Genomic DNA, 23,735 nt, shown 5'->3' on the forward strand with positions numbered 1-23,735 from the left:
GCATCACCTCGCCCCGCCTCACCTGCAAGCCGCCTAATTATTGCCCGCTCAGGCCGCAACAAAATGCCCAACGATTTGCAAGGAGAAAAGCAGATGAGCGATAACACCGACCTCGAAAGCAGAGTCGTTGCAGCGATCCGACGCTATCGCGAAGCGCTCGAACTGGCGGAAAACCTGGAACGAGAGCACGCGTGCGCGCAAGGAGCGCTGTCGAGCACTCTGCTCGACGTGAAGCGTACTCTGCGAGGCGAAGCGGCACCGCATCTCAACAACGACCTGTTTGAGATTGGCTCCGCAGCGGTTGCGCGGTCGGACAATACATGGGCCGACCTGGTCGAGGCGACTGCGAAATTGGATTCCGCCCGTCGAACTTTGGCTGCCCTGGAACGGCAGTTGGGATATCTTCCAAAAGTCTCGATCGGGGCGGACATAAGTAGATCCATTGAGTCCTATAGCGGTTTTCGCCCGATTTGAATCTGGGGGATTCCCAAACGGTTAGCGATGATGGAGACTGTGTGCATTGATTCTCCTTGCCGGCGGGGGCGGGCGGTGCCGAAGGCCTATTCTTGTGACCTGCGGGAACGCGTTATCGAGGCCGTGGCTGCGGGCGCGTCGCGGCGCGAGGCGGCCGAACGCTTCGAGGTGAGTGTAGCATCGGCGGTCAAGTGGGTGCAGCGCTGGCGGGACGATAACAGCGCCGCTGCGAAGCCGCGCGGCGGAAGCGTTTCGCCGCTCGAAGAGTTCGCAACCGAGATTTTGGCTGTGGTTGCTGAGCATCCAGACCTGACCCTGGTGGAGACGCTTGCAGAGCTGCGCAAGCGGAGAATTCGAACCAGCCGCAGCGCGCTCTGGCGCTTTCTCGACCGTCACAACATCACCTTTAAAAAAAAGCCTGCAGGCTACTGAACGGCAGCGAGAGGACGTTGCGCGAGCTCGCCGACGTTGGATACGAGAGCAAGGTTTTCTTGATCCCGCCCGGCTCGTTTTTATCGACGAGACTGCGGTCAGCACAAATCTGGCGCGGCTCCGGGGGCGTGCGCCAAGGGGTGTCAGGGTGATCGGCGCCGTTCCGCTGGGGTCATGGGAGACCATCACTTTCGTGGCGGCCTTGCGCCACAATAAAATGACTGCCCCGATGGTGATCGAGGGAGCTATGACCGGAGAAATGTTCCTCGCCTATGTTGAGCAGTGCTTGGTTCCAACCCTTCGGCGCAACGACATCGTCGTGATGGACAACTGCCGAGCTCACATGGCGCCTGCCGTTAGGCACGCGATTGAGAAGGCAAAGGCGAGCGTGCGGTATCTCCCGAAATACTCGCCTGATCTTAATCCGATCGAGCTGCCCTACAGCAAATTTAAGGCATACTTGCGTAAGGTCGCGGCACGAACAGTTCCGCATCTCACGCGCGCGATCCGTTCGTTCATCCCACAACTAAGCCCACGCGAATGCACCAACTATTTCGCTCACGCAGGCTATGCTTCTAAATGACAGGAATCCGCTTTAGGCTAGTTTCCGTCGCGAAACGGCTGAACTTAGGGGGTCCGATTGAAGTTATGCCGATAGATTGGGCATAAAGTGACGGAGAGTGGTGGAATCGGCAAGCTCGTAACGGGCGATTTTTTCGGTGCGGTTCGGAGTTGCGCGCCGTTTGTCAGCTTGGGATGTGCTGAGCCGCGGCCACTTTGGGTGACCGGGGCGGGCCGTCGTGTCGATCAAGCAGCTTTTCGCTTGCGTGACGGTCGCGCCAGCAGTGCTGCGATCCTCATGAGATTGTTGGCGAGCACGGCGGCGCCGACCCACAGCTCGAAACGGTCGCGTCCTTCGGCGAGGCAGCGCTTCATGCCGCGGCCTCGAAACAACACGGAGATGCGTCCCTCGATGCCGGCGCGAAAGCGCTGACCATCCTTGAAGACCGCGCTCTTCTCGTACGCTTCACGTCGTCTCGTCCGCTTGCCGCCACGTTGTGGAATGCAGACCACCTTGACGCCGGCGTGCTTGCACGAGGCGAGGTTCTGTTCGCTGAAGAAGCCACGATCCGAGCCATACAACTGCGGGGCGCGGCCAAAGGCCTGCCTGTGGCGCTGGAGGGAAGATGCCACGTGAACCTCGTCGGGCGGATTGCCTTTGAGCACCTCGTATTGCGTAATCAGGCCCTGAGCGCTTTCGGCGAGGAAGACCTTGTGGCCAAACTCGACCGGCGTGCGCACCTTGCCGCGCTTGATCAGGTCGGTATGAGGCTCGAAGATGGAATAAATCTTCTCGTCGGTAGCGAGCTGCTCACCAAGGAGCACACGACGACGTGACTGATCGATGACACGATCTCCCAGGTGGCAGAAGTGCCTCGATCTGCCCGCGCAGTTGCTCGATGGCCATGGCGGTGAGCACGTCCTTGCCGCGGATCGTGCGGGTTCTCTCGAGCCCCGCGCGTGCGTTGCCTACGACCTCCTCGACGATGTCGATGAGCACCCGGTAGGTGCGGGCCTGCTGCTCGTGACGTTGCCTCGTCGTCATGCGCTGGATCTCGTACATCCGGCGCCGCGCCGCCCGCGTGCGGTCGCAAAAGCCCTTGATTCTTCGCAATTCCAGCGCTTTGGCCAGACGGCGGACCAAGCGTGTGACGACGCGGACCACATCCCATAGCAACGTGTTGTCGGTCGGATGATGAATGTCGGTCTGCACGACCGTGGTGTCGACCCGCAACTTCGCGCCGTCCTCCAATCCGAGCTCGACCGCTGCCCGAACCACCAAATCGTTGACCGCTCTCAGGGTTTGTGGGGTCAGACGGATGAAGCCACGCTGAAAGGCGTCATGCTTCGGCACCGGCGCGCAGTAGAAGTCGGTGAACTGACGAAGCGTCAATCCATCTGCGATGCGTTCACGCAACTCGCGATAGTCCCAGTTCTTGAGCCGCATCAAAACCAGCGAGCGCAGAACCTGCGTCGCCGTTAATCCGTGACGACCGCTATCGGGCTGCTTCAGGCCACGCACCAAGTCCCGCCGGACGCGCTCGATGACGTCCCGCTGGTCGTCGAGAAAGCCGGATATCGCCTCCAGCAGCGGTTCCAGGCGAATGCCCTGATCGCGTTGCCGCATCAGCTCCCAATCGGCAAAGCTGATCTGTCGCGCCGTCGTTCTCACATCGCTCGGCTCTTCTTGCTCTTGGATGCTTCGGCGCGTTCTCGCTTCAACGCTTTGATGTATCGCGGTGCCGCCTGGTGCAGCCTGCAGAGCGCGCCCGTTGTCCAGGCTGTGCTGAACCTCCGGCACAAGCTCTTCCGGCACGTCGACGGCAACGCGACGCCCGTTCGCGCGACCGTAAAGCACATAACTTTGATGCTGTTCGCCAGACCGGCACGCCGGGCAATTCTTGCGGATACATCGGCTCCGACGCAGGCTCAGCGAACCCAGAAGCGCAGGCCAGAGATTCGTCGATTCGCTTCGCAGCCAGCGCGCGACATCCGAAGGCGATTCCGAATCAACATGCTTCATATCAAGAATGTGATACGATGCACATGTACGGCGCAAGAAAAAACGTCGCGAAAATCGCGCGATAACCCATATTTTAGAGGGCGAAATGCGTTTCGCGACGGAAACTAGGCTAGATAAGAGTCTCGCACGATCGGAAGGTTCGCGACCATTTCAGAGCGGCGGCAACGCTCTGACAGGCTCGCATCCCCGCCACAATTCCGCACACCTTCTCTGTGCCCTCGTGTTTGGGACCGCCGAGGTAAAGGGCGAGAATCGGGACATTGTGATCAAGCCCGAAAAATGGATCGACGACACGCCGACCGACGGTCATCCCCTCTTGCTCGATGCCGCTGCCTTCCGGAGGAGGTCAGGGTCCTCCCGGCTATGCCGACTACTTCGAAGCCATCAGTTCCACTGGCCGCATTCGCTGCGTGGTGGACGTTCATATCCTCACGCTGTCAGGAGAGCTGAACCTCGCCCTAGGCCAGCCGCCCATGACGCCGCCGCCTTGGTAGCAGAGCCTCGGAGGACCGGTGCGCCGGCCGCAAGAAAATCCTCTGCAGCATTACCACAGTCGGGCTGGCGTAGCCGTGACGATTGCGGACAAATTGCATAGGGAGAACCGCTCCACGCCGATGGCTGGATCGACGAGCTTACTCATTGGTCAGAAATATAGACGACATTGCAGCGTTGGTGTATGCTATCGGCATGAAACGCGACGGCCGACTTCTTGACCACCGGACACTGGAAGAAATCCGCAGGATGGCGCTGGAACGGGTGCGCGAAGGCGAAAAGCCGAGCGCGGTCATCGGCAGCTATGGATTTCACCGCAGCGTGATTTACCGCTGGATGAACGCGGCGCAAGGTCGTGGGAAAGGCCTGCGGGCGCTGGCGTCGCGCAAAGGAACGGGACGTCCGAAGAAGTTGACGGCGGTGCAAGAGCGACAAGTGTTTCGCTGGATCAACGGCAAGAACCCGCTGCAATACGGGTTCGATTTTGGCTTGTGGACGCGGCAAATCGTGCGCGAACTGGTGGTGCGGGAATTCGGCGTGAGGCTGAGTCTGGCGTCGATCGGGGGGATGCTGGCGCGCTTGGGATTGAGCGCGCAGAAGCCATTGCAACGCGCCTATCAGCGTGACCCGGAAGCGATCGAGCGTTGGCAGCGGGAAACCTATCCGGCCATTGCGCGGCGCGCCAAGCGGGAGAAAGCGGATGTCTATTTCTGGGATGAATCCGGTTTCCGGGCCGATGCGGTGCAAGGCACGACGTGGGGCGTGAAAGGAGAAACGCCGGTGGTGCACACGCCGGGGCAACGGCAAAGCATCGGCGCGGCGTCGGCGGTGAGCGCCAAGGGCGCGTTCTGGTTCGCTACGTACAAGGGCGCACTGTCTGGTGAGCTGTTCGTGGAACTGCTCAAGAAGCTGATGTATCGCCGCAAGAAAGCGCTGCATCTGATTGTGGACGGGCTGCCCGCGCACAAGAAGGCGGTGGTCAAGGACTACGTGGCGAGCACGCAGGGAAAGCTGACGCTGCACTTTCTTCCGGGATATGCCCCGGATTTGAATCCGGACGAGCTCGTATGGAGCCATGCCAAGCGCACTGGCAATGCACGCCGGCCGCTGCGCGCAGGCGAGAAATTGGAAGACCGGGTCCGCACCCAGCTCGCCGACATCGGCAACAGACCAGCTTTGGTGCGTTCCTTCTTCAAGCATCCAGATGTCGCCTATATTTCTGACCTATGAGTAAACCGACCCAGATCCGCCTTCGGCGGAACAAGCGTCCCTGCCGGGACGAAGGTGTTGGCAATCTCGAAGTCGTCCCTGGGCGTTACGCACCGCGCTCTTCACATCGAGATGCACAAGCCGTGTGATCTGACGATGGAGACCGTAGCCGGTCGGGCCGGCTTCGTAGCAAAAGGCGAGGTCCCGGTGCCTTTTGGCGAGCTTCGTAACCAGTCGCTCCACCGCATCAGGCGCACTATCGATCTCACCGATGAAGCGCACGTCGCCATCGCGCCCCGCCTCGGCCACGGCTACCGAGATCTTTAGCTTCGACGTATCCAGTCCCACGTAGATTTTGCTATCCTGCCGCACGGCTCGTCCTCCTATGCGAGAGGCTCGGTGCCGGCCCACCCGGCGCAACCCTCGCTCATCGCATACTGCGGACGAGCCACCTCTCGGACAACGAACATACGGTCTGCCAAGTCGCGGTGTCGCTGTCGCTGGCCAACGCTCATGCGAGCCTGCCGGTGGCCTATCGCTTGTATTTGCCGGAGACCTGGGCTTCTGACACCGCCCGCCGCAAGAAGGCAGGCGTGCCTGAGGAGATCGTCTTTCAGACCAAGCCCGAGATCGCGCTCGATCAGATCCGCGCGGCCTGCACAGCGGGCTTGCCGCGCGGAGTGGTGCTGATGGATGCGGGCTATGGCACTCACATCGATCTACGCGAGGCTGTCACGGCGCTTGGGTTGCCTTACATTTGCCGGCATTCTCTCGAACACCACGGTGTGGGCGCCTGGCACGGGGCCCTTGCCGCCTAAGCCTTACGTCCCGGGCCGCGGCCGGCCGACCAAACAGCTCCGCCGCGATGCCGAGCACCAACCGATCAAGGTCAAGGATCTTGCCTTCAGCCTGCCGGCCAAGCACTGGCGGACGATCACTTGGCGCGAGGGAAGCAACGTGCCCCTCAAATCGCGTTTTGCGCGGGTGCGCATGCGACTGTGCAGCTCGTCAAGTGAGAGAAGGCTCTCCTGATAGGCCGTGAGGAGGCGCTCGATGCTTTTCCGGGAGCGCGCAAGATCGCGGCGAAGCGTTTCCTCCCGGCGCTGTGTGGGATCGGCGTTGCGCGCCGCCTTGAGGCGGCGCTCAAGTTCGTCTTCGATGAGCTGTCGGTCTTCAAGTAAACGCGCGATCTCTTTCCATACCACCTCGTCCAGCAAATCCTGGCGCATCGGGCGATTGGCGCAGACCGGCCCGCCGAGCCGGCGCCAGCCATCCGAGCCCAAGCAGCAGCGGTAGTAATGGATGGTTCAAGCGCTCGACCTGCTGGAGGTGCGATAGAGCCCATAGCCGCATTTGGCGCAGCTCAACAATCCTTGCAGGGCGCTCGGCGTGATCGTGCGTGTCATTCGGCCTGCAATATTGACCCCCTAAGCCGGGGGTCAAATTTGAACGCCGATTGACATCCATTCCGCGCGTGACTGCCGCGCGGCAATCAGGGTGACAGTGGAGCGTCAATCAGGATGAGAGAGCTACGCCGGGCTCGTGACGCAGGGAGGGCGTAGCCCGACCGGAGTTAGGCGCCCGGCGTCGGCGCGATCCACAGGGGACCGCGCCGACTGGTGATCGCGGCCGGCTGGTTGTGCAAGTGGTTCTTCCGCCAAGAGGAATCACTCGCTTGCCAGGCCGACACGTTACCGATCACCAGATGAGGCTCTACATGAAGTACCGTCAGACCGATACCCCGCCAGTGGCCGCCGCCAAGGCATCGTTCAGTACTTCGACCGCGTATCGCTTCGAGAAGGATCGAAGGCTCCCATCGCAGAAGAAGGGAGCCCGCGGCCGGCGCCGACCGGACCCGTTGGCCAGTGTTTTTGAGACCGAGGTCGTGCCGATGTTGAAGGCGGCCCCCGGCGTACGGGCTGTCGCGATCTTCGAGGAGCTGTTACGCCGCCACCCTGAGCTCGGGGCTGGAATCCGCCGCCCGGCAGCGTTGCACCAGCCAATCACGATGCTTTCCCGAAATCTTCTTCGGCTTGTAGCCGCCGATCTGGTCCGGCTCGACGCTGCCGGTCACGCGAAAGCGCTGCACCCAGAGAATGGCCGTGCTGATGCCTACACCAAATTGCGCCGCCGCCTGATGGCACGACAGGCCACCCTCGCAGACGGCGTCAACCACGCGCTCACGCAGATCAATCGAATACGCCCGCCCCATCCCATGCTGGCCTCCTTCCCAGCCAGCATGTTGAATCAGAACCGATGTGATTTGGGAATCCTCAATCGATTCAAGCTAACGCCATCACGCTCTAGGTTTTCGGACTGCGACAGGGATTTGTCCTCGCCTCCCCCGATCGCCGCCCGGATCACGTCGCCGAAATTCTTCCGGGTCCGGTGCTGCCAGCCGCCGGCGACCGAGACGAGCTCGTAGGGCCGGCCACGCAGCTCCTCGCGGATGTCGTCGATGACGAGATCGAGATTGCAGTCGCGGCCGACGACGCGCGCCAGCACGGTGCAAGCTCAAGGGCCGCCGATAGGCCAAGCAGCGCCAACGGACGGTAGGTCTCGATTTCCAGGAGCCGCTGCACCAGCGCTCCGAGATCGTGCGACGTCAACCCGAGGTCGCAGACGAGGATTTTCGTGAAGCCGTTTTCGTCTACGCGGAAGTCTGAGGCGGCAACGCCTGCGCCGCTCTTTGTGGCAACCATGGCCAGGCTATTCTTGTCAAAAATCTGCTCGGCGCGCCTGGTCGGCGAGGCGTCCTGCTCCACTTCTAACCTGATCGCGACCAGCAACTGTCCGGTCTGGCGCAACGCGCGGATCAGCGATCGGACGGTATCGTCAACTTTGTTGAATTGGTGAGCGGCAGGATCATTTACGTTAGGATGTTCATGAACAACTACTGAATGGCGGCGGGCAACATGGTAAGTTCATCCTGCCCTACAGCCACGATCTTATCAACCGAAAACCCGTTGAATCGCGCCATATCCGTATAGGCGCCCACATTCTGGAATTCAATCCAATCGCCTTCGCTCAAATCGCGTGGCAGTGAATACGCGAATCCAAGCCTGTCCATGCTGTCGCAAGTTGGGCCAAAGATGATGAAGTCCTGCCACTCCTCAGTCTGGATCGGCTGTCCCCCACGCCAAGCGCGGGCGGGGAGCAGAAAACATTGTCGGGCAGGTGAGAGCCCGCTGTAGATGCCCGCGCCGCAGTAGAGCGCCTCGCCTTTTCTTAAGATCACGCGGCAAAACAAAGAGATGCTATCATGAACCAGTGCTCGTCCGGGCTCACACAACAGTTCAACACGCTTTAGTGCATCCGTTCCGCGCACCAGTTTCGTGATCTCGGAGAGCATGCGCAAGGGAGAGTGATAGGGGACGTTCAGATAATGGCCGGGAAAGCCGCCACCGATATCGAGCGCTGTGGGGGCCGGAGAAACAGCTTCTATAATGTCGACGGCCGCCCGAATGCCATGCAGATAGGGATTGACAACGATCGTTTGGGAACCTGGGTGAAAGGACAACCCCGTGGTCCAGCGCGATTGCGCGTTGACGAGATCCAGCAGACGGCTCGCTTCGGCGGGCGAGGCACCAAACTTGCCGTTTAAGTCTAAGATGGCGCACGTCCTGCTACACTTGAACCGGACGTAGATTCGTATTTCCGGATCATGCGACGGCAAGACTTCGAGGAGCTTCCGCAGCTCGGCATCGCAATCGATGACATAGTCGCGAACCCCCAGATCGCGGAACGTCCGTTCGATATCGCGTCGAGATTTCACGGGATTCATGAACCATGAACGGGCTCCGGGAATAGTGGAATGGACAAGGTGGGCTTCGGCCAGCGACGCCACGTCGAATCCGGCCACTCCGGCGCGAGAGACCGCGTGAAGAATTTTGGGCAACGGATTCGCCTTCACCGCATACAGCACGCGTCCTGAGAAATGCTCGGTGAATTCGCGCGTGACGGATGCAAGACGCCCCTCATTGAGAGTATAGAAGGCGTCAACTTCCGCCCTTTCCAATGACCTTACCAAGCTCATATTGGACCATTCCTCTCGCGCCAGACGCGCAGTAGCCAGTGCCGTTGTTGCCTGCTGCGAGAGCAATGACCATGCCAGCGCTCCTCGCGCATTAAACCGCCTGGTTACGCTTTGAAACAGTTCGCCATGCGCCACGGCGCGCGATGTCTTGGATCTTACAGCTTTTGTACACGGCTGTAAAAAACCAGACAAAGATCGAGGGGCCGACGCATCCGGATCGTGCATCACGGCCTTAATCTCTGGTTGAAATTCGCTCTGGCCTAACATTACAGTCGTAATTTTTGTTGCGCGCTTTCGCGAGTTCTGACTCGATGCATCACCATGATTCGATCTCAATCATGGCCGACGGGCGCGCCGATCGAAACGGTGCTGGAGTTGTGGGCGTCGTCGCTTCGGGACGTGAAGCGACGGATACGTCCATTGTTTGCGCAGGAGCGTACGGCGGCGAGCGCGGGCACGTTCATTGACGGATTGCTGAGCGAAGAGCGGCGTAAGACAGGTGGGATGCGAGCGGAGGCAGCGGGCGATCCCGGCCCACGGCGCCAGCAGGAGCTTTTGGGCCGAGACCGATGGGACGCAGACGAGCTGCGAGATCTGGTGCGCGATTACGTGGTCGAGCATCTCGGTGATGAAGGCGCGGTGCTGGTTATCGACGAGATTGGCTTTCTCAAGCAGGGCAAGGCCTCCTGCGGAGTGGCGCGACAATACACCGGTTCGGCCGGGAAGATTACGAATTGTCAGATCGGCGTGTTATGTGTCGCGTCACGGCCATGCCTTCATGGACCGCGCGCTCTATCTGCCGAAAAGCTGGACGGAGGATCCGCGTCGCCTGAAAGCCGCTCATGTGCCGGAGGGATACGTTCGCAATATCCCGTCATAACGACAAACTATTTGACCAAGACATCGCGGCAGAGCACCCTCATTAGCCATCTGCCCTCGCTGAGTGAGGGCTTGCGACAAGCGACAGCTAAACAGTCGATCGAACCCCAGCAGCATCGTTTGCCGTAACGTGACATCGCCGCCGCTGCAATGCACAAGTTACGACACTAGGTCTTGATTGTACCATGCACCACATCCGCCCAACTCGACCTCTCTCTCACTACATTGCGCCAGTTAATAACGAGCCCGACGAAACTTCCTATGATGCTACAACCTCGTCATCGGTTGATCGGGCTCAGGCATCACCGCTCGCAGCTCTGAATCGTAACGCAGCAACTAGGCTTCGCTGGCGCTACGCTTGGCGCGGTACCTAAACGACGTCTTCAGTTCGTCGGAGTGCCCTTATGCGCCTGCGAAGTGATAGCTCCGGCAACCGGATCGCCATCGAGCTAGGAAGCGCAGAAGATGACGTCGACAAACCCAAGCTGCGAGACGCGGGACAACCTCATCTCGTTGGGCTAGCATTTGCCCCATCTGGCTGAAGCACTGCATGGTCCCGACGATGTAAGCATTGTTGCCATCGGTTCTTCGTCGACGGTAGGCGAAGGAGCGAGCTCAAAGGAAAACTCGTACCCGAACAAGCTCGCTGCCGCGCTGAGTGCCCGCTTCCCGGGCCCAAAGATTGACATGCATAATGTCGGCGTGAACGGCCAAGAGGCGCCGGACAAGGCTGCGCGATTCAAGAATGACGTCCTCGCGTTCAAACCAGCGCTGGTAATTTGGCAAGTCGGCACGAACGCCGCATGGAATCTAGACGACGTTGGAGCAGCCATTCTTCGCGGCCTGGATCACCTCTCGGGCGCGAACGCCGACGCCTCGAGCTCCGCCGCCCATGTGATATGAGCATCTGTCCCGGCCGCCGGTTCCTGACCTTTCAGGTAGTATTTCCTCGCGGGAGACCAAAAGCACGATGTCAGCATCCTGTTCGATCGAGCCGGACTGTTCAGTTCTGACCAGCTATCGATTGACTCTGTGCCCGTTCGTAGCCACTTGATGGCCGTATCGACACAATCAATTGGCAGGGAAAGCATGAAGTCTCTGATGCAGCGCGAGGAAGAACTCAACGAGGATAAGCAAGCCAAAACCAGAAAAGAGGAAGAGCGGAAACAGCGCGAGGCCGCAGCTATCAGGGAGCTGTCCGAAAACATTACTCATAGGTCAGAAATATAGGCGACATCTGGATGCTTGAAGAAGGAACGCACCAAAGCTGGTCTGTTGCCGATGTCGGCGAGCTGGGTGCGGACCCGGTCTTCCAATTTCTCGCCTGCGCGCAGCGGCCGGCGTGCATTGCCAGTGCGCTTGGCATGGCTCCATACGAGCTCGTCCGGATTCAAATCCGGGGCATATCCCGGAAGAAAGTGCAGCGTCAGCTTTCCCTGCGTGCTCGCCACGTAGTCCTTGACCACCGCCTTCTTGTGCGCGGGCAGCCCGTCCACAATCAGATGCAGCGCTTTCTTGCGGCGATACATCAGCTTCTTGAGCAGTTCCACGAACAGCTCACCAGACAGTGCGCCCTTGTACGTAGCGAACCAGAACGCGCCCTTGGCGCTCACCGCCGACGCCGCGCCGATGCTTTGCCGTTGCCCCGGCGTGTGCACCACCGGCGTTTCTCCTTTCACGCCCCACGTCGTGCCTTGCACCGCATCGGCCCGGAAACCGGATTCATCCCAGAAATAGACATCCGCTTTCTCCCGCTTGGCGCGCCGCGCAATGGCCGGATAGGTTTCCCGCTGCCAACGCTCGATCGCTTCCGGGTCACGCTGATAGGCGCGTTGCAATGGCTTCTGCGCGCTCAATCCCAAGCGCGCCAGCATCCCCCCGATCGACGCCAGACTCAGCCTCACGCCGAATTCCCGCACCACCAGTTCGCGCACGATTTGCCGCGTCCACAAGCCAAAATCGAACCCGTATTGCAGCGGGTTCTTGCCGTTGATCCAGCGAAACACTTGTCGCTCTTGCACCGCCGTCAACTTCTTCGGACGTCCCGTTCCTTTGCGCGACGCCAGCGCCCGCAGGCCTTTCCCACGACCTTGCGCCGCGTTCATCCAGCGGTAAATCACGCTGCGGTGAAATCCATAGCTGCCGATGACCGCGCTCGGCTTTTCGCCTTCGCGCACCCGTTCCAGCGCCATCCTGCGGATTTCTTCCAGTGTCCGGTGGTCAAGAAGTCGGCCGTCGCGTTTCATGCCGATAGCATACACCAACGCTGCAATGTCGTCTATATTTCTGACCAATGAGTAATGCCTACACCGGGGCCAAGGGACTGCTGGTCGAACAGGTCGTAAAAGCCGGTACGCTCCTTCTGAGCCGGCACAGCGACGCCCGGACAGAGCACAAGCTGGTCATCACCGCAGATGAACAGGACGGCGGAAGCTTCCTGTACACGATCGGCACGCCACCTAATTTCAAAGACTGGAGCGGTGTAACTGGCGCCGACAGGCCAGAAGATGACGTGCTCGCGGGCCTCATACGCTGGTTCAAGCACCCTTAGATTTTGGTTATATGGCAGGATTTTCGCCGTCTCGATGCGCCCTATGTTGGGCCTCATCAAAAACAAGCACGGCAACGCATTGAGTTGCATTGCCGTGCTTTGGCACGCCGCCGCCGCACTTAGTGAGTTCTAGATCGCAAGGTTTGCTCCGCGAAATGGCCCGAAATAGCCGAAAACGGACGATTAGCCTTGACTTCGGCGCCTTACAACATTATTGTTGTAAGCATGATTCCTGCGCTCGTCGCCATAGCTGGCGCTCCGTGGGATGTGCTGCCGCCGGGCGTTCACCTCGCAACCCTGACTGAGATCGCCGCCGCCTACACCTACAATTCTCGTAGGCGTGAGCTCTATGCGGGGCTGATCGAAGCTGCAGTGCATCTGCGCCAGGTGGGATGCCAAACCGTGCTGCTCGATGGCAGCTACGTTTCCGCCAAGCCGATCCCGGGTGACTACGACGCGTGCTGGGAGCCGACCGGTGTCGACTTCGCGAAGCTTGATCCTGTGTTCGACGATTTTAGCAACGGGCGCGCCGCGCAGAAAGCTCGCTTCGGCGGCGAGTTTTTTCCGTCGTCGCTGGTTGAAGCCGCGAGCGGCGCGACGTTTGCCAATTTTTTTCAAACTGAGGGGTTCACCGGCAAGAAGAAGGGAATTTTGTCGATTTCGCTAACAACAGATGAGGTAGTAGCGCGGAGGTTAAAGCCATGATCTTCAGCGATCGCCAATATGCAGTCTCCAAGGAGCAAGTTGAAAAACTCCGGTCAGCGCTGACGAACGTGCGTGCTGACACGAAGAAGCATGAGCGCCTGCGCAAAATAGAAGTGAACGCGCTCGAAAGTCAGATTTCTGAGATCGACGGCGAGCTTGCGAACTATGACCTACTGAAATCGGGCTCAGTCGCGTTTTCCGAAACCTATTCGCTTGCCGACCTCCCAAGCATCCTGATCCAAGCGCGCATTGCGCAGGGACTAAGTCAGACGGACTTGGCCGAGCAACTCGGAATGAAGGCGCAACAAATACAGCGCTACGAGGCGACCCAGTACATGAGTGCAAGCCTTGCTCGATTAATCGAGATAGCGGGTGCCCTAAAGGTTCGTGTGTCGCAGTCTTTTGCGACGACTGAAAGCCCGGTTGAAAGCTCGCTGTTTTCCTGGAGCGATCCGGCCAGCATAGATTGGACGCGCTTCCCCTTAAAAGAAATGTCGAAGCGTGGCTGGCTGAAAGGCCGAGACTTAGTAGGCGCGGCCCGCTCCTACTTTCTCACGGCCGCGGGTCCGCAATTTGCCACAGCCCTACACCGCAAGAAGGTCCGCAGCGGCAATGCGCCGAACGAGTTCGCTTTGCTTGCATGGCAAGCTCGCGTCCTTGAGCTTGCGCGGCAAGAGCTGGAGACCGGACGAATAGGCGAGTTTGAAATTCAAGACTCGTGGCTCCATACGCTCGTCTCATTGACCCAATTCGATGACGGACCTGAAAAGGCGCGCCAGCTATTAAATGCGCACGGCATCGCGTTAATTATCGAACGGCACTTGTCAGGCACCTACTTGGACGGCGCGGCCATGATTTCGCCGACCGGCCACCCGGTAGTGGCGCTCACCCTTCGACATGATCGATTGGATAACTTCTGGTTCGTGCTGTTTCACGAGATTGGCCACGTATTTCTACATCTTTATACGTCTCTACGCCTCGACTTCTTTGACGAAGAGGACGGCGTTGATGGGGATGGACTAGAAAAAGAGGCAGATCAGTTTGCTTTAACAAACCTGATCCCCGACCAACTCTGGAAGCAATGCTTATCGCGCTTCGCATTATCCGAGGAAGCGGTACTGATTGATGCAGAAAAGCTCGGCATCCACCCCAGTATTATCGCGGGCAGAATTCGCAAAGAACGAAGCAATTATCACATCCTAAGCAATTTGGTTGGCAACGGCGTAGTGCGCGCTCAGCTTGAAGGGGCTGACAAATGATTATTAAACCGGATACTTATGTTCCGTCATTACGCTGGCGTCTGGGCGAATATCAAGCACTCTCGCGACTGTCAGACAGCGCTAAAAGTCGGGTGGTACCCTTCATCGTCGTTCCTGAAATCGAATTCGACTTCGAAAAATGGCAGCCTGCCAAGACTCTTCAGGATCATGTCGAACCCTTTGCGAATCGGTACAAGAAGAAGTGGGATACCCGTCCCGCTTGGATCGACGTTCATCCAAAAATTCAAGCCGGTCTCATGGATGACGGAAAGCTGCCGATCGCACATGTCTTCGATGCGCTTCGTCCGCTTGGCACGAGCGCGGTGCCGGTCGTGTCGCTGGACAGCACTCCCGCGATCAACGCCGCCGTCGCCGCCGCCGCCGTAAAGCTGGACGGGCGCGGCGTCGGGCTCCGTCTTCGCATCGCGCACATTATGAAGCCAGGCTGCAAAGCGACCATCGATGCCCTTTTGGCTTCGATCGGGGTGCCGCACTTCTTGACCGATCTTATTATCGATCTTGGCGCTCCCGCTTATGAGCCGTATGACGACTTCGCGGATGGACTGATCGCCGCCGTCAGCTTGCTCGGTGACTTGGGCGTGTACCGCTCATTCGTCATCTTCGGCTCCGCTTATCCCGAGTCCGTTACCCTCGACAAGCCGGGCGGCGACATTCCTCGCCATGACTGGCTTTTCTATCAGACGTTGATCGGAAAATTGCCGCCCAGCGCGCGGATCCCGAATTTCGGCGACTACACCATCGTCAACCCGGAGTTCACGCCGCGCGACATGCGCAAGATTAAGTCGGGGGGCAAGGTAGTGTATACGGAACCCGCCAATTGGCATGTGCGCAAAGGCGGATCGTTCCGCGACAATCCCGCGCAGATGCACGATCACTGTGCTTATATTCTGAGTTCTGGGAAATTCCGCGGTTCAACGTTTTCGGAAGGCGACGACTTCATCGAGAAATGCGCTAAGAAAATCGTCCAACCGAGCAATCAACCGCGCTGGAAGCAGGTGGCGATCAGTCACCACATCATGCATGCACTGGAGGACATCTCCAAGTTTGGCGCTGCTGCATAAATTCTCGGATCGCTGCCGTCAGCTGAGGAACAGATAGAAGCTCCGACAAGGACTTGTAGAGCTCGCGGCGCGGCAATTTGCTCAGCTTCGCTTCCGGTACATGCTTCGCGAGAAGCGCTACTGCCTCTGGTCGCCAAAGCAAGTGTGCAAGTTGGACAGGATCGACGCTTGGATTCTTGGTAGTCCGCCGAACGGTCTCGAACGTGATACCGCCGCGATTGCCCTTCTGAGCTTCGATGATGCCGCACCAATCCGGTGCCATCGTCTGCGCCTTCGCTATATGGCGCGGCGCGCAAACGAGCGTCAACCTCTCAAGGCACTGCGTATACAGATCGAGTTGTACCGGCAGACGACTGAGCGTGTCTTCGCTGCTTTTAATCTCGTAGCCATGCACGCAACCGCTGATGACGGCCACATCAATCCGCACTTTCGCGTGCGCAAGACCCAACTCGTCCACAACAATCGTATTCGGAGCCGCGCGGTGTACGCGCAGCTTCTTGTCATACAAGGCCAATCTGATTTCAGGGTCCTTTGACTTTGCCATCGACTGGATTCTAACCGAATTCGCCTTTTTGCGGGTGGGATATTTTCACTTTGCCTCTACCTGACTTAATGGCGGGTTCACACCCGCAACAATTCATCCCAGCTCGTCATGCAGCGCGGGCATGAAATCACTCCGCAGTTTCCTGGCCTTACGACGAACCGCGGCGGAGGCCAGCGTGTCCTTTTTATAGTGGCTCTGACCCGGTCCAGGGCCTTCATCTGTAAATCCCGATCGAAACATGACCCCATCGCAGTCATAGTGCTCCCGAGGCCATTCTGAGGGCACCGAACATAGCGTCACCAGGAGTCGCCGACCTCCGCCCAATAGAGGCGTTCCTGCTCGGCTTTCAGTTCTTTGAGCGCAACAGGGATTGGATCGAGGTCGACATTGTACAGCGGCAGTGGCCAGTGCCTGTACAATGTATCGACATGATCCTGAGTCGCGGATTCGGCTGGCAAGCCCTGGGCAATCTGCCGCTCCAGAAGTTGCTGGGTCAGACGCTCTGCGTCTTGCAGCGTTTCCTTCTCCTGAAACTCAAGCTGTCCCCAGATCTCAGATGTGGCTTTCAGCCCCGCCAATGTAAACATTCCGCAAGCCGCCATTGCGTCGACAACTTGCACGACGGCCGGCACGTGCGGCGGGAAACCGCTTGGGTGGACGACGGGCGCATTCCAGACCGGCGTGCCATCCTCGTAGGCCTCGACGTCCGCATAGAGCTTGCTCTCCCGCCGGTAAAGCGTGTCGTTCGGGACGATGAACTCGCCCATATTGCCTTCGAGATCATGGGTCTTGCGCAGCGGCTCGACCGCCTTCCGCAGGTCCACGACGTCAGTGGACCACCACTCCGTGAGTTGGGCATAAATCAACCGTTCGAGGTGCCCGTAAAACCGGCCGACCAATTTATTGAGCCTGCCGGCGACCCGCTTCTCTGGGCAGCGAACCACATCGAGCAGGATGAGAATCTTCGCCGCTTCCTCCTTGGCGAATCCGGCGAGCACCTCGGCCTCGCGCGGCTTCTGTTGCAGTTCCGCGGAGGCAGACCAGAATCCCATTGCGCTGGCATGAATGATCGGAAGCCCCGTCGCAATGAACGCAAGCCGGTCGGCGGCCGGCATTTGGCAGATGCGGCTAGCCTGTCTCTGTCCGATCTGCAGCTTCTTCATCATCGTCACCATCATCGTCATCTGCCGGCAAGGGGTCCGGAAACTCTCCGGCCAGCAGCTTGTCCTTGCTGAGCAGACCGGCGTCCTCAAGCATTTCCATGTCCGGAAGATCGCGCAGCGTGTCGAATCCGAAATGCGACAGGAACGCTTTCGTCGTCACATAGGTGTAGGGCGCGCCCGGTTGCGGACTGCGCGGCCCGGCAGCGATGAACTCCAGAGCGCGCAGACGCCCGATCGTATCGCGGCTGACCTCCTTGCCGAAGAAGGATGACAATTCGCTGCGATTGATCGGCTGGTAGTAGGCGATGCAGGCGAGGATCAGCGCTTCGGTCTGCGACAACGTCTTCTCACCGCCGCCAGCGCCGATCGCGGCCCGGATCGCCTCGGCGAAGTCTTTTCGGGTGCGGTGCTGCCAGCCGCCGGCGACCGCGACGAGCTCGTAGGGCCGGCCGCGCAGCTCGTCACGGATGTCGTCGATCAGAAGGTCGATGCTGCAGTCACGGCCGACGACGCGCGCCAGGACCTCGCGCGTCACCGGGGCGGACGAGGCGAAGATCACCGCTTCGACCCGGCCCATCCATTCGCGCCAGCGCAGCGCCGGCGGCAGATCGGCCAGCTCAGTGTCGAGATCCTGTTTCGGTCGCGCGCGCCGTCCCATCTCAGAGCCCGTACAATCGAAAGGTCGGCCGTCCCGTGAGCTCGCGCACCGCGCCGAGCGACACCAGCCGTTCGAACAGCCGCCGTGTGCTGCGATCGCTCGCCATCTTGCCGGCGCCGGCGGACTGGGCGTCCTCGATCATCAGGATCCCCACCATGATGTCGGCATCCTTGCCACGCAGCTTCGGCGCCACCGCCAGCAGGCGTGTCGCCCGCCGTGCGAGATCACGATAGAGGTCGATCGCGGCCACCGCCGCCGTCGTGTAGGCCGCACAGAGTGCGTTCATGAAGATGGTCTCGCCTTCGAGGTGCTGCGGCGCTTTGCGCAGCGCACCGCGCGACAGATGGGCCGCGAGCAGCGGCACCGGTGCCGGCCAGCGCAGCTGCTGGGCGAGGACGGCGTCCGCCAGCCACAGCGGCAGCGCCTCCTCGTTCGGGAGCAGGCGCCTGCTTGCGGCGATGATCTCCGCAGCAGCGAGCACCGGCATGGCGTGCTCGCGCCGCGTATGCCGAGCTGCAAGTTCGACGATCTCGCTCGGCAGCGAGCCGAGCGGATGGTCGAGCGTGGTCGCAAGGGCAAAAATCCATCCCTCCACGTCGCTGGAGGCGGCCCGTTCGCTGAGCTTGCGCCAGGCGCCGAGAAGACGGCCGCTGGGGCCCGGATCATCGGCCTCGCGGCGCAAGTACCAGTGGTCGCGCAGCGCCGCTTCGTCGTCCGTCCGCCCGCCCTGGCGCGCGAGCGCAGCGGCGCAGGCGAGCGCGAGACGTTGGCGCCACAGGCTGCCGAGCGGGTGCGCGTCGCGGGCGATCGGATGCAGCGCTGCGAGCGCCGCGCCGGCATAAAACACCGCTTCCGCGGCCATGTCGGGCGGTGCGCGACGGCGCAGCCAGCTCGGCGCCGGGGCGAAGGTCGGCGGCGGGTCGGGGACGGTTCGGCAACGCGCGGGCATGCGCAAGGGTAAGCGACTGCGGCGCTTTACGCCATCAAAATCAACCCAAACCGCCGCGCCTGTCGGGAAATAAAAACGTCCGATAATGCCTTATCGGTCGTTCTTGCCATTATAGAGAGCATGCTCGTTTTCACCGCCCGGAAGCCGGAAAGTCGCGCTCCGGAAGCCTCCAGGCCGCCTGAGAAGCGCCCCGGCCGTCGATCTCTCCGCCGTCGAGGCGTCGCCGGCACGGCCGTCGCATCCTTGATCCCCACGAAAACACCCCTATATAGCTAGACTGTCTAGCTAGGAGCGCGCAAAAATGGAATGGCCACTGCAGGACGCCAAGAATCAGTTCTCCAAGGTGGTGCAGAAGGCCCGCCTCGAAGGCCCGCAGGTCGTCACCCTGCGCGGCGAGCGGGCCGCCGTGGTCTTGTCGGCCGCCGATTACGATGCGCTCCGGTCCGGCCGGCCGACCCTGGTTGACGATTTGCTAGCCGGGCCAGGCTGGGATGACGAGCTGGCCAAGGCCGTGACGCGGCGCGCCAAGACCCCCAGCCGTGACGAGGCATTCTGATGTATCTCATTGATACCAATGTCGTGTCCGAGGCCCGGCGCGGCTCTCCGGAGGCAACCGGCTGGCTGCGCTCGGTCAACCCGGCCAGCGTCCATTTGAGCACCCTCACCCTCGGCGAGATCATGCGCGGCATCGCCCTCAAGCAGAAATCGGACCCAAAGGCGGCCGGCCATCTTGCCGAATGGTTGCGCAAGCTGCGCCACGACCATGCTGATCGCATCCTGGCGGTGACCGACCAGATCTCCGTCGAGTGGGGTCGCATCGCCGCGATCCGGCCGCGCGGCGATATCGACGGGCTGATCGCCGCCACCGCCATCGTCCACGACCTCATCCTAGTCACCCGCAATGTGGGGGATTTCGAGGATACGGGTGCAACCGTGATCAATCCTTGGGAGGCCTCGGCATGAACAGCAGTCCTGCGACCGGTCCGGAGCCGCTCGCCGCCGCCCCGTCTGACGTCGCTCAGACGGAGATCGACACAGATCCTGCCGAGGCATCCCTCCCCTCCCCTCTTCCGCCACCAAAAACCGGCCTGCCGGCGCATCTCGAGCGGCTCGCCGATCGCGCCCGCGACTATGTCGACGCGGCGAGCTCAGCCAACACGCGCCGGGCCTATGCCTCCGACTGGAAGCATTTTTCCGGGTGGTGCCGGCGCCAGGGCCTCGAGCTGCTTCCGCCGTCGCCGCAGACGGTCGGGCTTTACATCACCGCCTGCGCCTCGGGCGCCGCAACGGCCGATTGCCAGGCGAATTCCGTCGCGACGATCGAGCGCCGGCTTTCGGCCCTGACCTGGAATTATGCGCAGCGCGGAACCCCGCTCGATCGGGCGGACCGCCACATCGCGACCGTGCTTGCCGGCATCCGCAACACCCATGGCGCCCCGCCCCGGCAGAAGGAGGCGGTCTTACCGGAAGATGTCATTGCCATGCTCGAGACGCTCGATCGCGGCACCCTGCGGGGCTTAAGAGACCGGGCGATGCTGCTGCTCGGCTTTGCCGGCGGCTTGCGGCGCTCGGAGATCGTCGGCCTGGATTGTGGTCGCGACCAGACCCAGGACGGCCAAGGCTGGGTGGAGATCCTCGACAAGGGCATGATCGTCACCCTGCGCGGCAAGACCGGCTGGCGCGAGATCGAGATCGGCCGCGGCTCGTCGGACGCCACCTGCCCGATCGTTGCCTTGCAGACCTGGCTGAAGCTCGCGCGGATCGGCCATGGGCCTGTCTTCCGCCGGGTAACGGGCCAAGGCAAAGAGGTCGGACCGGATCGCCTGAACGACCAACAGGTCGCCCGGCTGGTCAAACGCGTGGCGCTGGCCGCCGGCGTGCGCGCCGACCTGACCGAAGGCGAACGGGTAGAGAAATTCGCCGGGCATTCGCTGCGCGCCGGCCTCGCCTCCTCTGCCGAAGTGGACGAGCGCTACGTCCAGAAGCAGCTCGGGCACGCCAGCGCCGAGCAAACCCGCCGCTACCAGCGCCGCCGCGACCGATTCCGGGTGAATCTCACGAAGGCCGCGGGCCTATGATCGCTGAGACAGCCCCCTGCCCTCCTTCAGACGACAATGGCTCGGAAATGTAACCGGCTGATGGTGCTCACGTCGTGCGCGGCACGCTTTGGTGCGGCGTGCTCGTCTCGACCTCACCGCGGGCGATCGCCACGAAGCGCCGCTTGACCTCTGTAAACAGTTTTGGCGGCAGCGCGCCATAATAGCCGCTATCGCTGTCGATGGGCCGAAGGTCCGGGCCCGGCCAAGGTGAAGCGGTTGCTCTCGATCAGCACGATCCAGGAGCGCTCGTCATCGAGCCGGAGCCGCGCCTTCACCGCGGCCGGAATCTCGATCGCATCGGCTGGATTCGCCGGAGGGGTGTGGGTAATCGGCAGCACCCGGACGATGGACGTGCGCTCTTCGTCAGTCGCCACGATCGCCAGCACAAGGCAAGGCCGATCCTTGTCGCCCTCCTCTCGCCCTTCGCGGTGCTGCCAGTCCCACAGATACGCGTAGCGAAAAATCCAGCCGACCCGAATTTCAGTCGGCAGCATGTTTTCTATCGAGCTCGGCGTTGAGGTGCTCGGAACCCGGTGCCATCTCCGAGGCCTCGACCGCGGTGATGTCCGCCTCGCTCAGATCAACGGTGCGCTGAACACGGCGCTCACGCTTCGACAGCCGCACGAAATCCTCGTAGGCCATCAGCACTGTGCGTGGGCGGCCGTTCTTCGTGATAATCACTGGCTCGCGCACGGCGGCATCTTGATAGGCGCCAAAATTCTTCGATATTTCGGCGGCGGTGACGGTCGAACTCATCGTTCCATCCTCCTAATTCCCGTAATATACGGAAATCCCGGTAATCCCGCAAGCCCCGGAGCCCACGACGGGCTTTGGTCCGCCACCCTGAGGCTTGGGAAAGATCAAAGCTTGAACCCTGCGTGGGACGCCGCTCCTCCCGGATGAAGCCTTCAAGGTTACCTCGGGATCGCAAATCATCTTACTCATAGGTCAGAAATATAGGCGACATCTGGATGCTTGAAGAAGGAACGCACCAGAGCTGGTCTGTTGCCGATGTCGGCGAGCTGGGTGCGGACCCGGTCTTCCAATTTCTCGCCTGCGCGCAGCGGCCGGCGTGCATTGCCAGTGCGCTTGGCATGGCTCCATACGAGCTCGTCCGGATTCAAATCCGGGGCATATCCCGGAAGAAAGTGCAGCGTCAGCTTTCCCTGCGTGCTCGCCACGTAGTCCTTGACCACCGCCTTCTTGTGCGCGGGCAGCCCGTCCACAATCAGATGCAGCGCTTTCTTGCGGCGATACATCAGCTTCTTGAGCAGTTCCACGAACAGCTCACCAGACAGTGCGCCCTTGTACGTAGCGAACCAGAACGCGCCCTTGGCGCTCACCGCCGACGCCGCGCCGATGCTTTGCCGTTGCCCCGGCGTGTGCACCACCGGCGTTTCTCCTTTCACGCCCCACGTCGTGCCTTGCACCGCATCGGCCCGGAAACCGGATTCATCCCAGAAATAGACATCCGCTTTCTCCCGCTTGGCGCGCCGCGCAATGGCCGGATAGGTTTCCCGCTGCCAACGCTCGATCGCTTCCGGGTCACGCTGATAGGCGCGTTGCAATGGCTTCTGCGCGCTCAATCCCAAGCGCGCCAGCATCCCCCCGATCGACGCCAGACTCAGCCTCACGCCGAATTCCCGCACCACCAGTTCGCGCACGATTTGCCGCGTCCACAAGCCAAAATCGAACCCGTATTGCAGCGGGTTCTTGCCGTTGATCCAGCGAAACACTTGTCGCTCTTGCACCGCCGTCAACTTCTTCGGACGTCCCGTTCCTTTGCGCGACGCCAGCGCCCGCAGGCCTTTCCCACGACCTTGCGCCGCGTTCATCCAGCGGTAAATCACGCTGCGGTGAAATCCATAGCTGCCGATGACCGCGCTCGGCTTTTCGCCTTCGCGCACCCGTTCCAGCGCCATCCTGCGGATTTCTTCCAGTGTCCGGTGGTCAAGAAGTCGGCCGTCGCGTTTCATGCCGATAGCATACACCAACGCTGCAATGTCGTCTATATTTCTGACCAATGAGTAAGGCGAGCGTAGAAGGCCGCTGGCGGTTCGCGGGCGGCCGTTCGTACCTCGTAGGCTTCGAGCGCACGCTCGACAATGTCAGCGATTGAAGACCTCTCCCTTTGCGCAAGGTCGCTAACCTGCCCATTTGTGGGCGGGAAGCAGGACGTCGCTTCAAGCGACGTATCACTGCTCCCTTGGGAAAGCCGCTCCTTCGGAACGGCGGTATGATCTTCCTAAGCGTCGGCTTCGCCGACCCCGTTAATTACCCGGGTCGCGCTTCGCGCTCACCGCGAGGGCTTTTTCATTCCGGCAGGCCTTTCCTGTCTGCTTTGCGCGAAGCGCCGGCAGGAAAGCCTGGATCAGGGACGAAATCGCTCGGCTTCAGGATCAGCTGAAGCAGGCTGAAACGCGGGAGGCCGAGCGCATCGGGCGCATCGCGCTGAAGGCCGGGATGGGAGAGATCGAGATCGAAGAAGGCGCGCTGCTGTCGGCCTTTGAAGAGATCGCCAGCTGGTTTCGCAAAGGCGGGAGCCGAGGCGCGAAGGCGGCCGCGGGCGTTGCGTCTGGCGCGTCTTCGGACATGGCATGAACGCATGCGCCCTGGCCC

The 23,735-nt window shown here is 60.8% G+C and carries 22 protein-coding genes and 9 pseudogenes; 15 read left to right on the forward strand and 16 right to left on the reverse strand.

The window, feature by feature from the left end:
• Positions 1–93: 93 nt before the first annotated feature.
• Together ACVJGD_RS00415 and ACVJGD_RS00420 are read left to right on the forward strand one after the other, a co-directional pair.
• Positions 94–474: a hypothetical protein gene (locus ACVJGD_RS00415; RefSeq protein ID WP_456632555.1), complete on the forward strand. Its 381-nt coding sequence runs from the start codon at positions 94–96 to the stop codon at positions 472–474.
• A gap of 75 nt (positions 475–549) precedes the next feature.
• A protein-coding gene (locus tag ACVJGD_RS00420; protein ID WP_456632556.1) for an IS630 family transposase occupies positions 550–1,489 on the forward strand; the annotation gives its coding sequence in 2 pieces (ribosomal slippage) (positions 550–896 and positions 895–1,489; 942 coding nt in all).
• A 224-nt stretch (positions 1,490–1,713) separates the two neighbouring features.
• On the opposite strand, the gene ACVJGD_RS00425 is transcribed toward ACVJGD_RS00420, so the two are convergent.
• Both ACVJGD_RS00425 and ACVJGD_RS00430 read right to left on the reverse strand, forming a co-directional pair.
• A complete protein-coding gene (locus ACVJGD_RS00425; RefSeq protein WP_456632557.1) occupies positions 1,714–2,292 on the reverse strand; it encodes a hypothetical protein in 579 nt (192 codons plus the stop codon).
• Positions 2,279–3,268, reverse strand: coding sequence for a hypothetical protein (locus ACVJGD_RS00430; protein ID WP_456632558.1), 990 nt, complete (start codon positions 3,266–3,268; stop codon positions 2,279–2,281). The genes ACVJGD_RS00425 and ACVJGD_RS00430 overlap by 14 nt, the downstream gene beginning before the upstream one ends.
• A gap of 909 nt (positions 3,269–4,177) precedes the next feature.
• Between ACVJGD_RS00430 and ACVJGD_RS00435 the strand changes: the two genes are divergently transcribed.
• A complete protein-coding gene (locus ACVJGD_RS00435) occupies positions 4,178–5,212 on the forward strand; it encodes an IS630 family transposase (RefSeq protein ID WP_456632559.1) in 1,035 nt (344 codons plus the stop codon).
• Positions 5,213–5,323: 111 nt separating this feature from the next.
• Here ACVJGD_RS00435 and ACVJGD_RS00440 read toward each other — a convergent pair.
• A pseudogene (locus ACVJGD_RS00440) lies at positions 5,324–5,563 on the reverse strand (IS110 family transposase); the annotation flags it as partial.
• 104 nt (positions 5,564–5,667) lie between these two features.
• Between ACVJGD_RS00440 and ACVJGD_RS00445 the strand changes: the two are divergent.
• A pseudogene (locus ACVJGD_RS00445) lies at positions 5,668–6,187 on the forward strand (IS701 family transposase); the annotation flags it as partial.
• 679 nt (positions 6,188–6,866) lie between these two features.
• A pseudogene (locus tag ACVJGD_RS00450) lies at positions 6,867–7,172 on the forward strand (IS21 family transposase); the annotation flags it as partial.
• On the opposite strand, the pseudogene ACVJGD_RS00455 reads toward ACVJGD_RS00450, so the two are convergent.
• From ACVJGD_RS00455 to ACVJGD_RS00470, 4 genes and pseudogenes are all read right to left on the reverse strand, one after another.
• Positions 7,170–7,403, reverse strand: a pseudogene (locus ACVJGD_RS00455) (helix-turn-helix domain-containing protein); the annotation flags it as partial. The pseudogenes ACVJGD_RS00450 and ACVJGD_RS00455 sit on opposite strands and share 3 nt — an antisense overlap.
• A 92-nt stretch (positions 7,404–7,495) precedes the next feature.
• Positions 7,496–7,696 (reverse strand): annotated as a pseudogene (locus ACVJGD_RS00460) (SMC-Scp complex subunit ScpB); the annotation flags it as partial.
• Between the two features lie 53 nt (positions 7,697–7,749).
• Positions 7,750–7,956: pseudogene (locus tag ACVJGD_RS00465) on the reverse strand (DUF3422 family protein); the annotation flags it as partial.
• 128 nt (positions 7,957–8,084) lie between these two features.
• Positions 8,085–9,452, reverse strand: a complete 1,368-nt coding sequence (locus tag ACVJGD_RS00470; protein ID WP_456632771.1) for a hypothetical protein — start codon at positions 9,450–9,452, stop codon at positions 8,085–8,087.
• 96 nt (positions 9,453–9,548) lie between these two features.
• On the opposite strand from ACVJGD_RS00470, the pseudogene ACVJGD_RS00475 reads away from it, so the two are divergent.
• Both ACVJGD_RS00475 and ACVJGD_RS00480 read left to right on the forward strand, forming a co-directional pair.
• Positions 9,549–10,080, forward strand: a pseudogene (locus ACVJGD_RS00475) (IS701 family transposase); the annotation flags it as partial.
• 551 nt (positions 10,081–10,631) lie between these two features.
• Positions 10,632–11,009 (forward strand): SGNH/GDSL hydrolase family protein, encoded by a 378-nt coding sequence (locus tag ACVJGD_RS00480; RefSeq protein WP_456632560.1) that lies wholly within the window; start codon positions 10,632–10,634, stop codon positions 11,007–11,009.
• Between the two features lie 308 nt (positions 11,010–11,317).
• Here ACVJGD_RS00480 and ACVJGD_RS00485 read toward each other — a convergent pair whose 3' ends face one another.
• Positions 11,318–12,352 (reverse strand): IS630 family transposase, encoded by a 1,035-nt coding sequence (locus ACVJGD_RS00485; RefSeq protein ID WP_456632559.1) that lies wholly within the window; start codon positions 12,350–12,352, stop codon positions 11,318–11,320.
• 47 nt (positions 12,353–12,399) lie between these two features.
• Here ACVJGD_RS00485 and ACVJGD_RS00490 point away from each other — a divergent pair, with 47 nt between their 5' ends.
• The 4 genes from ACVJGD_RS00490 to ACVJGD_RS00505 all read left to right on the forward strand — a co-directional run bounded on the left by ACVJGD_RS00490 (position 12,400) and on the right by ACVJGD_RS00505 (position 15,703).
• On the forward strand, positions 12,400–12,657 hold the full coding sequence (locus ACVJGD_RS00490; protein WP_456632561.1) for a hypothetical protein: 258 nt from the start codon (positions 12,400–12,402) through the stop codon (positions 12,655–12,657).
• Positions 12,658–12,846: 189 nt separating this feature from the next.
• Positions 12,847–13,362 carry a DUF6932 family protein gene (locus ACVJGD_RS00495; RefSeq protein ID WP_456632562.1) on the forward strand — a complete coding sequence of 172 codons (516 nt, stop codon included), beginning with the start codon at positions 12,847–12,849 and terminating at the stop codon, positions 13,360–13,362.
• Positions 13,359–14,621, forward strand: coding sequence for a helix-turn-helix domain-containing protein (locus tag ACVJGD_RS00500; protein ID WP_456632563.1), 1,263 nt, complete (start codon positions 13,359–13,361; stop codon positions 14,619–14,621). The genes ACVJGD_RS00495 and ACVJGD_RS00500 overlap by 4 nt, the downstream gene beginning before the upstream one ends.
• Positions 14,618–15,703 carry a beta family protein gene (locus tag ACVJGD_RS00505; protein ID WP_456632564.1) on the forward strand — a complete coding sequence of 362 codons (1,086 nt, stop codon included), beginning with the start codon at positions 14,618–14,620 and terminating at the stop codon, positions 15,701–15,703. Before ACVJGD_RS00500 ends, ACVJGD_RS00505 begins: the two co-directional genes overlap by 4 nt.
• On the opposite strand, the gene ACVJGD_RS00510 is transcribed toward ACVJGD_RS00505, so the two are convergent.
• The 4 genes from ACVJGD_RS00510 to ACVJGD_RS00525 form a co-directional block, all read right to left on the reverse strand.
• Entirely contained in the window at positions 15,657–16,247 is a 591-nt protein-coding gene (locus ACVJGD_RS00510) for a sce7726 family protein (protein WP_456632565.1), read from the reverse strand. The two genes, ACVJGD_RS00505 and ACVJGD_RS00510, sit on opposite strands and share 47 nt — an antisense overlap.
• Before the next feature lie 296 nt (positions 16,248–16,543).
• The gene (locus ACVJGD_RS00515) at positions 16,544–17,413 is read right to left on the reverse strand and encodes a hypothetical protein (RefSeq protein ID WP_456632566.1); all 870 of its coding nucleotides are present in this window, start codon (positions 17,411–17,413) and stop codon (positions 16,544–16,546) included.
• Positions 17,376–18,068 carry an SMC-Scp complex subunit ScpB gene (gene scpB / locus ACVJGD_RS00520; protein ID WP_456632567.1) on the reverse strand — a complete coding sequence of 231 codons (693 nt, stop codon included), beginning with the start codon at positions 18,066–18,068 and terminating at the stop codon, positions 17,376–17,378. Before scpB ends, ACVJGD_RS00515 begins: the two co-directional genes overlap by 38 nt.
• A gap of 1 nt (position 18,069) precedes the next feature.
• A complete protein-coding gene (locus ACVJGD_RS00525; RefSeq protein ID WP_456632568.1) occupies positions 18,070–18,930 on the reverse strand; it encodes a DUF1403 family protein in 861 nt (286 codons plus the stop codon).
• Between the two features lie 388 nt (positions 18,931–19,318).
• Between ACVJGD_RS00525 and ACVJGD_RS00530 the strand changes: the two genes are divergently transcribed.
• Genes ACVJGD_RS00530 through ACVJGD_RS00540 form a run of 3 tightly spaced genes read left to right on the forward strand, consistent with a single transcriptional unit; the run spans position 19,319 to position 21,095 of the window.
• On the forward strand, positions 19,319–19,573 hold the full coding sequence (locus ACVJGD_RS00530; protein WP_456632569.1) for a type II toxin-antitoxin system Phd/YefM family antitoxin: 255 nt from the start codon (positions 19,319–19,321) through the stop codon (positions 19,571–19,573).
• The gene (locus ACVJGD_RS00535; protein ID WP_456632570.1) at positions 19,573–19,980 is read left to right on the forward strand and encodes a PIN domain-containing protein; all 408 of its coding nucleotides are present in this window, start codon (positions 19,573–19,575) and stop codon (positions 19,978–19,980) included. Before ACVJGD_RS00530 ends, ACVJGD_RS00535 begins: the two co-directional genes overlap by 1 nt.
• Positions 19,977–21,095, forward strand: coding sequence for a tyrosine-type recombinase/integrase (locus ACVJGD_RS00540; RefSeq protein ID WP_456632772.1), 1,119 nt, complete (start codon positions 19,977–19,979; stop codon positions 21,093–21,095). The genes ACVJGD_RS00535 and ACVJGD_RS00540 overlap by 4 nt, the downstream gene beginning before the upstream one ends.
• Before the next feature lie 67 nt (positions 21,096–21,162).
• Here the strand turns inward: ACVJGD_RS00540 and ACVJGD_RS00545 are convergent.
• From ACVJGD_RS00545 to ACVJGD_RS00560, 4 genes and pseudogenes are all read right to left on the reverse strand, one after another.
• Positions 21,163–21,610 (reverse strand): annotated as a pseudogene (locus ACVJGD_RS00545) (plasmid maintenance toxin (PemK-like)).
• Positions 21,597–21,872 (reverse strand): type II toxin-antitoxin system Phd/YefM family antitoxin, encoded by a 276-nt coding sequence (locus ACVJGD_RS00550; RefSeq protein ID WP_456632571.1) that lies wholly within the window; start codon positions 21,870–21,872, stop codon positions 21,597–21,599. The pseudogene ACVJGD_RS00545 and the gene ACVJGD_RS00550 overlap by 14 nt, the downstream one beginning before the upstream one ends.
• 185 nt (positions 21,873–22,057) lie before the next feature.
• Complete coding sequence (locus ACVJGD_RS00555) at positions 22,058–23,092, reverse strand: IS630 family transposase (protein ID WP_456632559.1); 1,035 nt, start codon at positions 23,090–23,092, stop codon at positions 22,058–22,060.
• A 53-nt stretch (positions 23,093–23,145) separates the two neighbouring features.
• Positions 23,146–23,256 (reverse strand): annotated as a pseudogene (locus ACVJGD_RS00560) (plasmid stabilization protein); the annotation flags it as partial.
• A gap of 230 nt (positions 23,257–23,486) precedes the next feature.
• Between ACVJGD_RS00560 and ACVJGD_RS00565 the strand changes: the two are divergent.
• On the forward strand, positions 23,487–23,717 hold the full coding sequence (locus tag ACVJGD_RS00565) for a TraC family protein (protein ID WP_456632773.1): 231 nt from the start codon (positions 23,487–23,489) through the stop codon (positions 23,715–23,717).
• The last annotated feature ends 18 nt before the right edge of the window (positions 23,718–23,735 follow it).

This window comes from Bradyrhizobium sp. USDA 10063, from assembly GCF_054063735.1.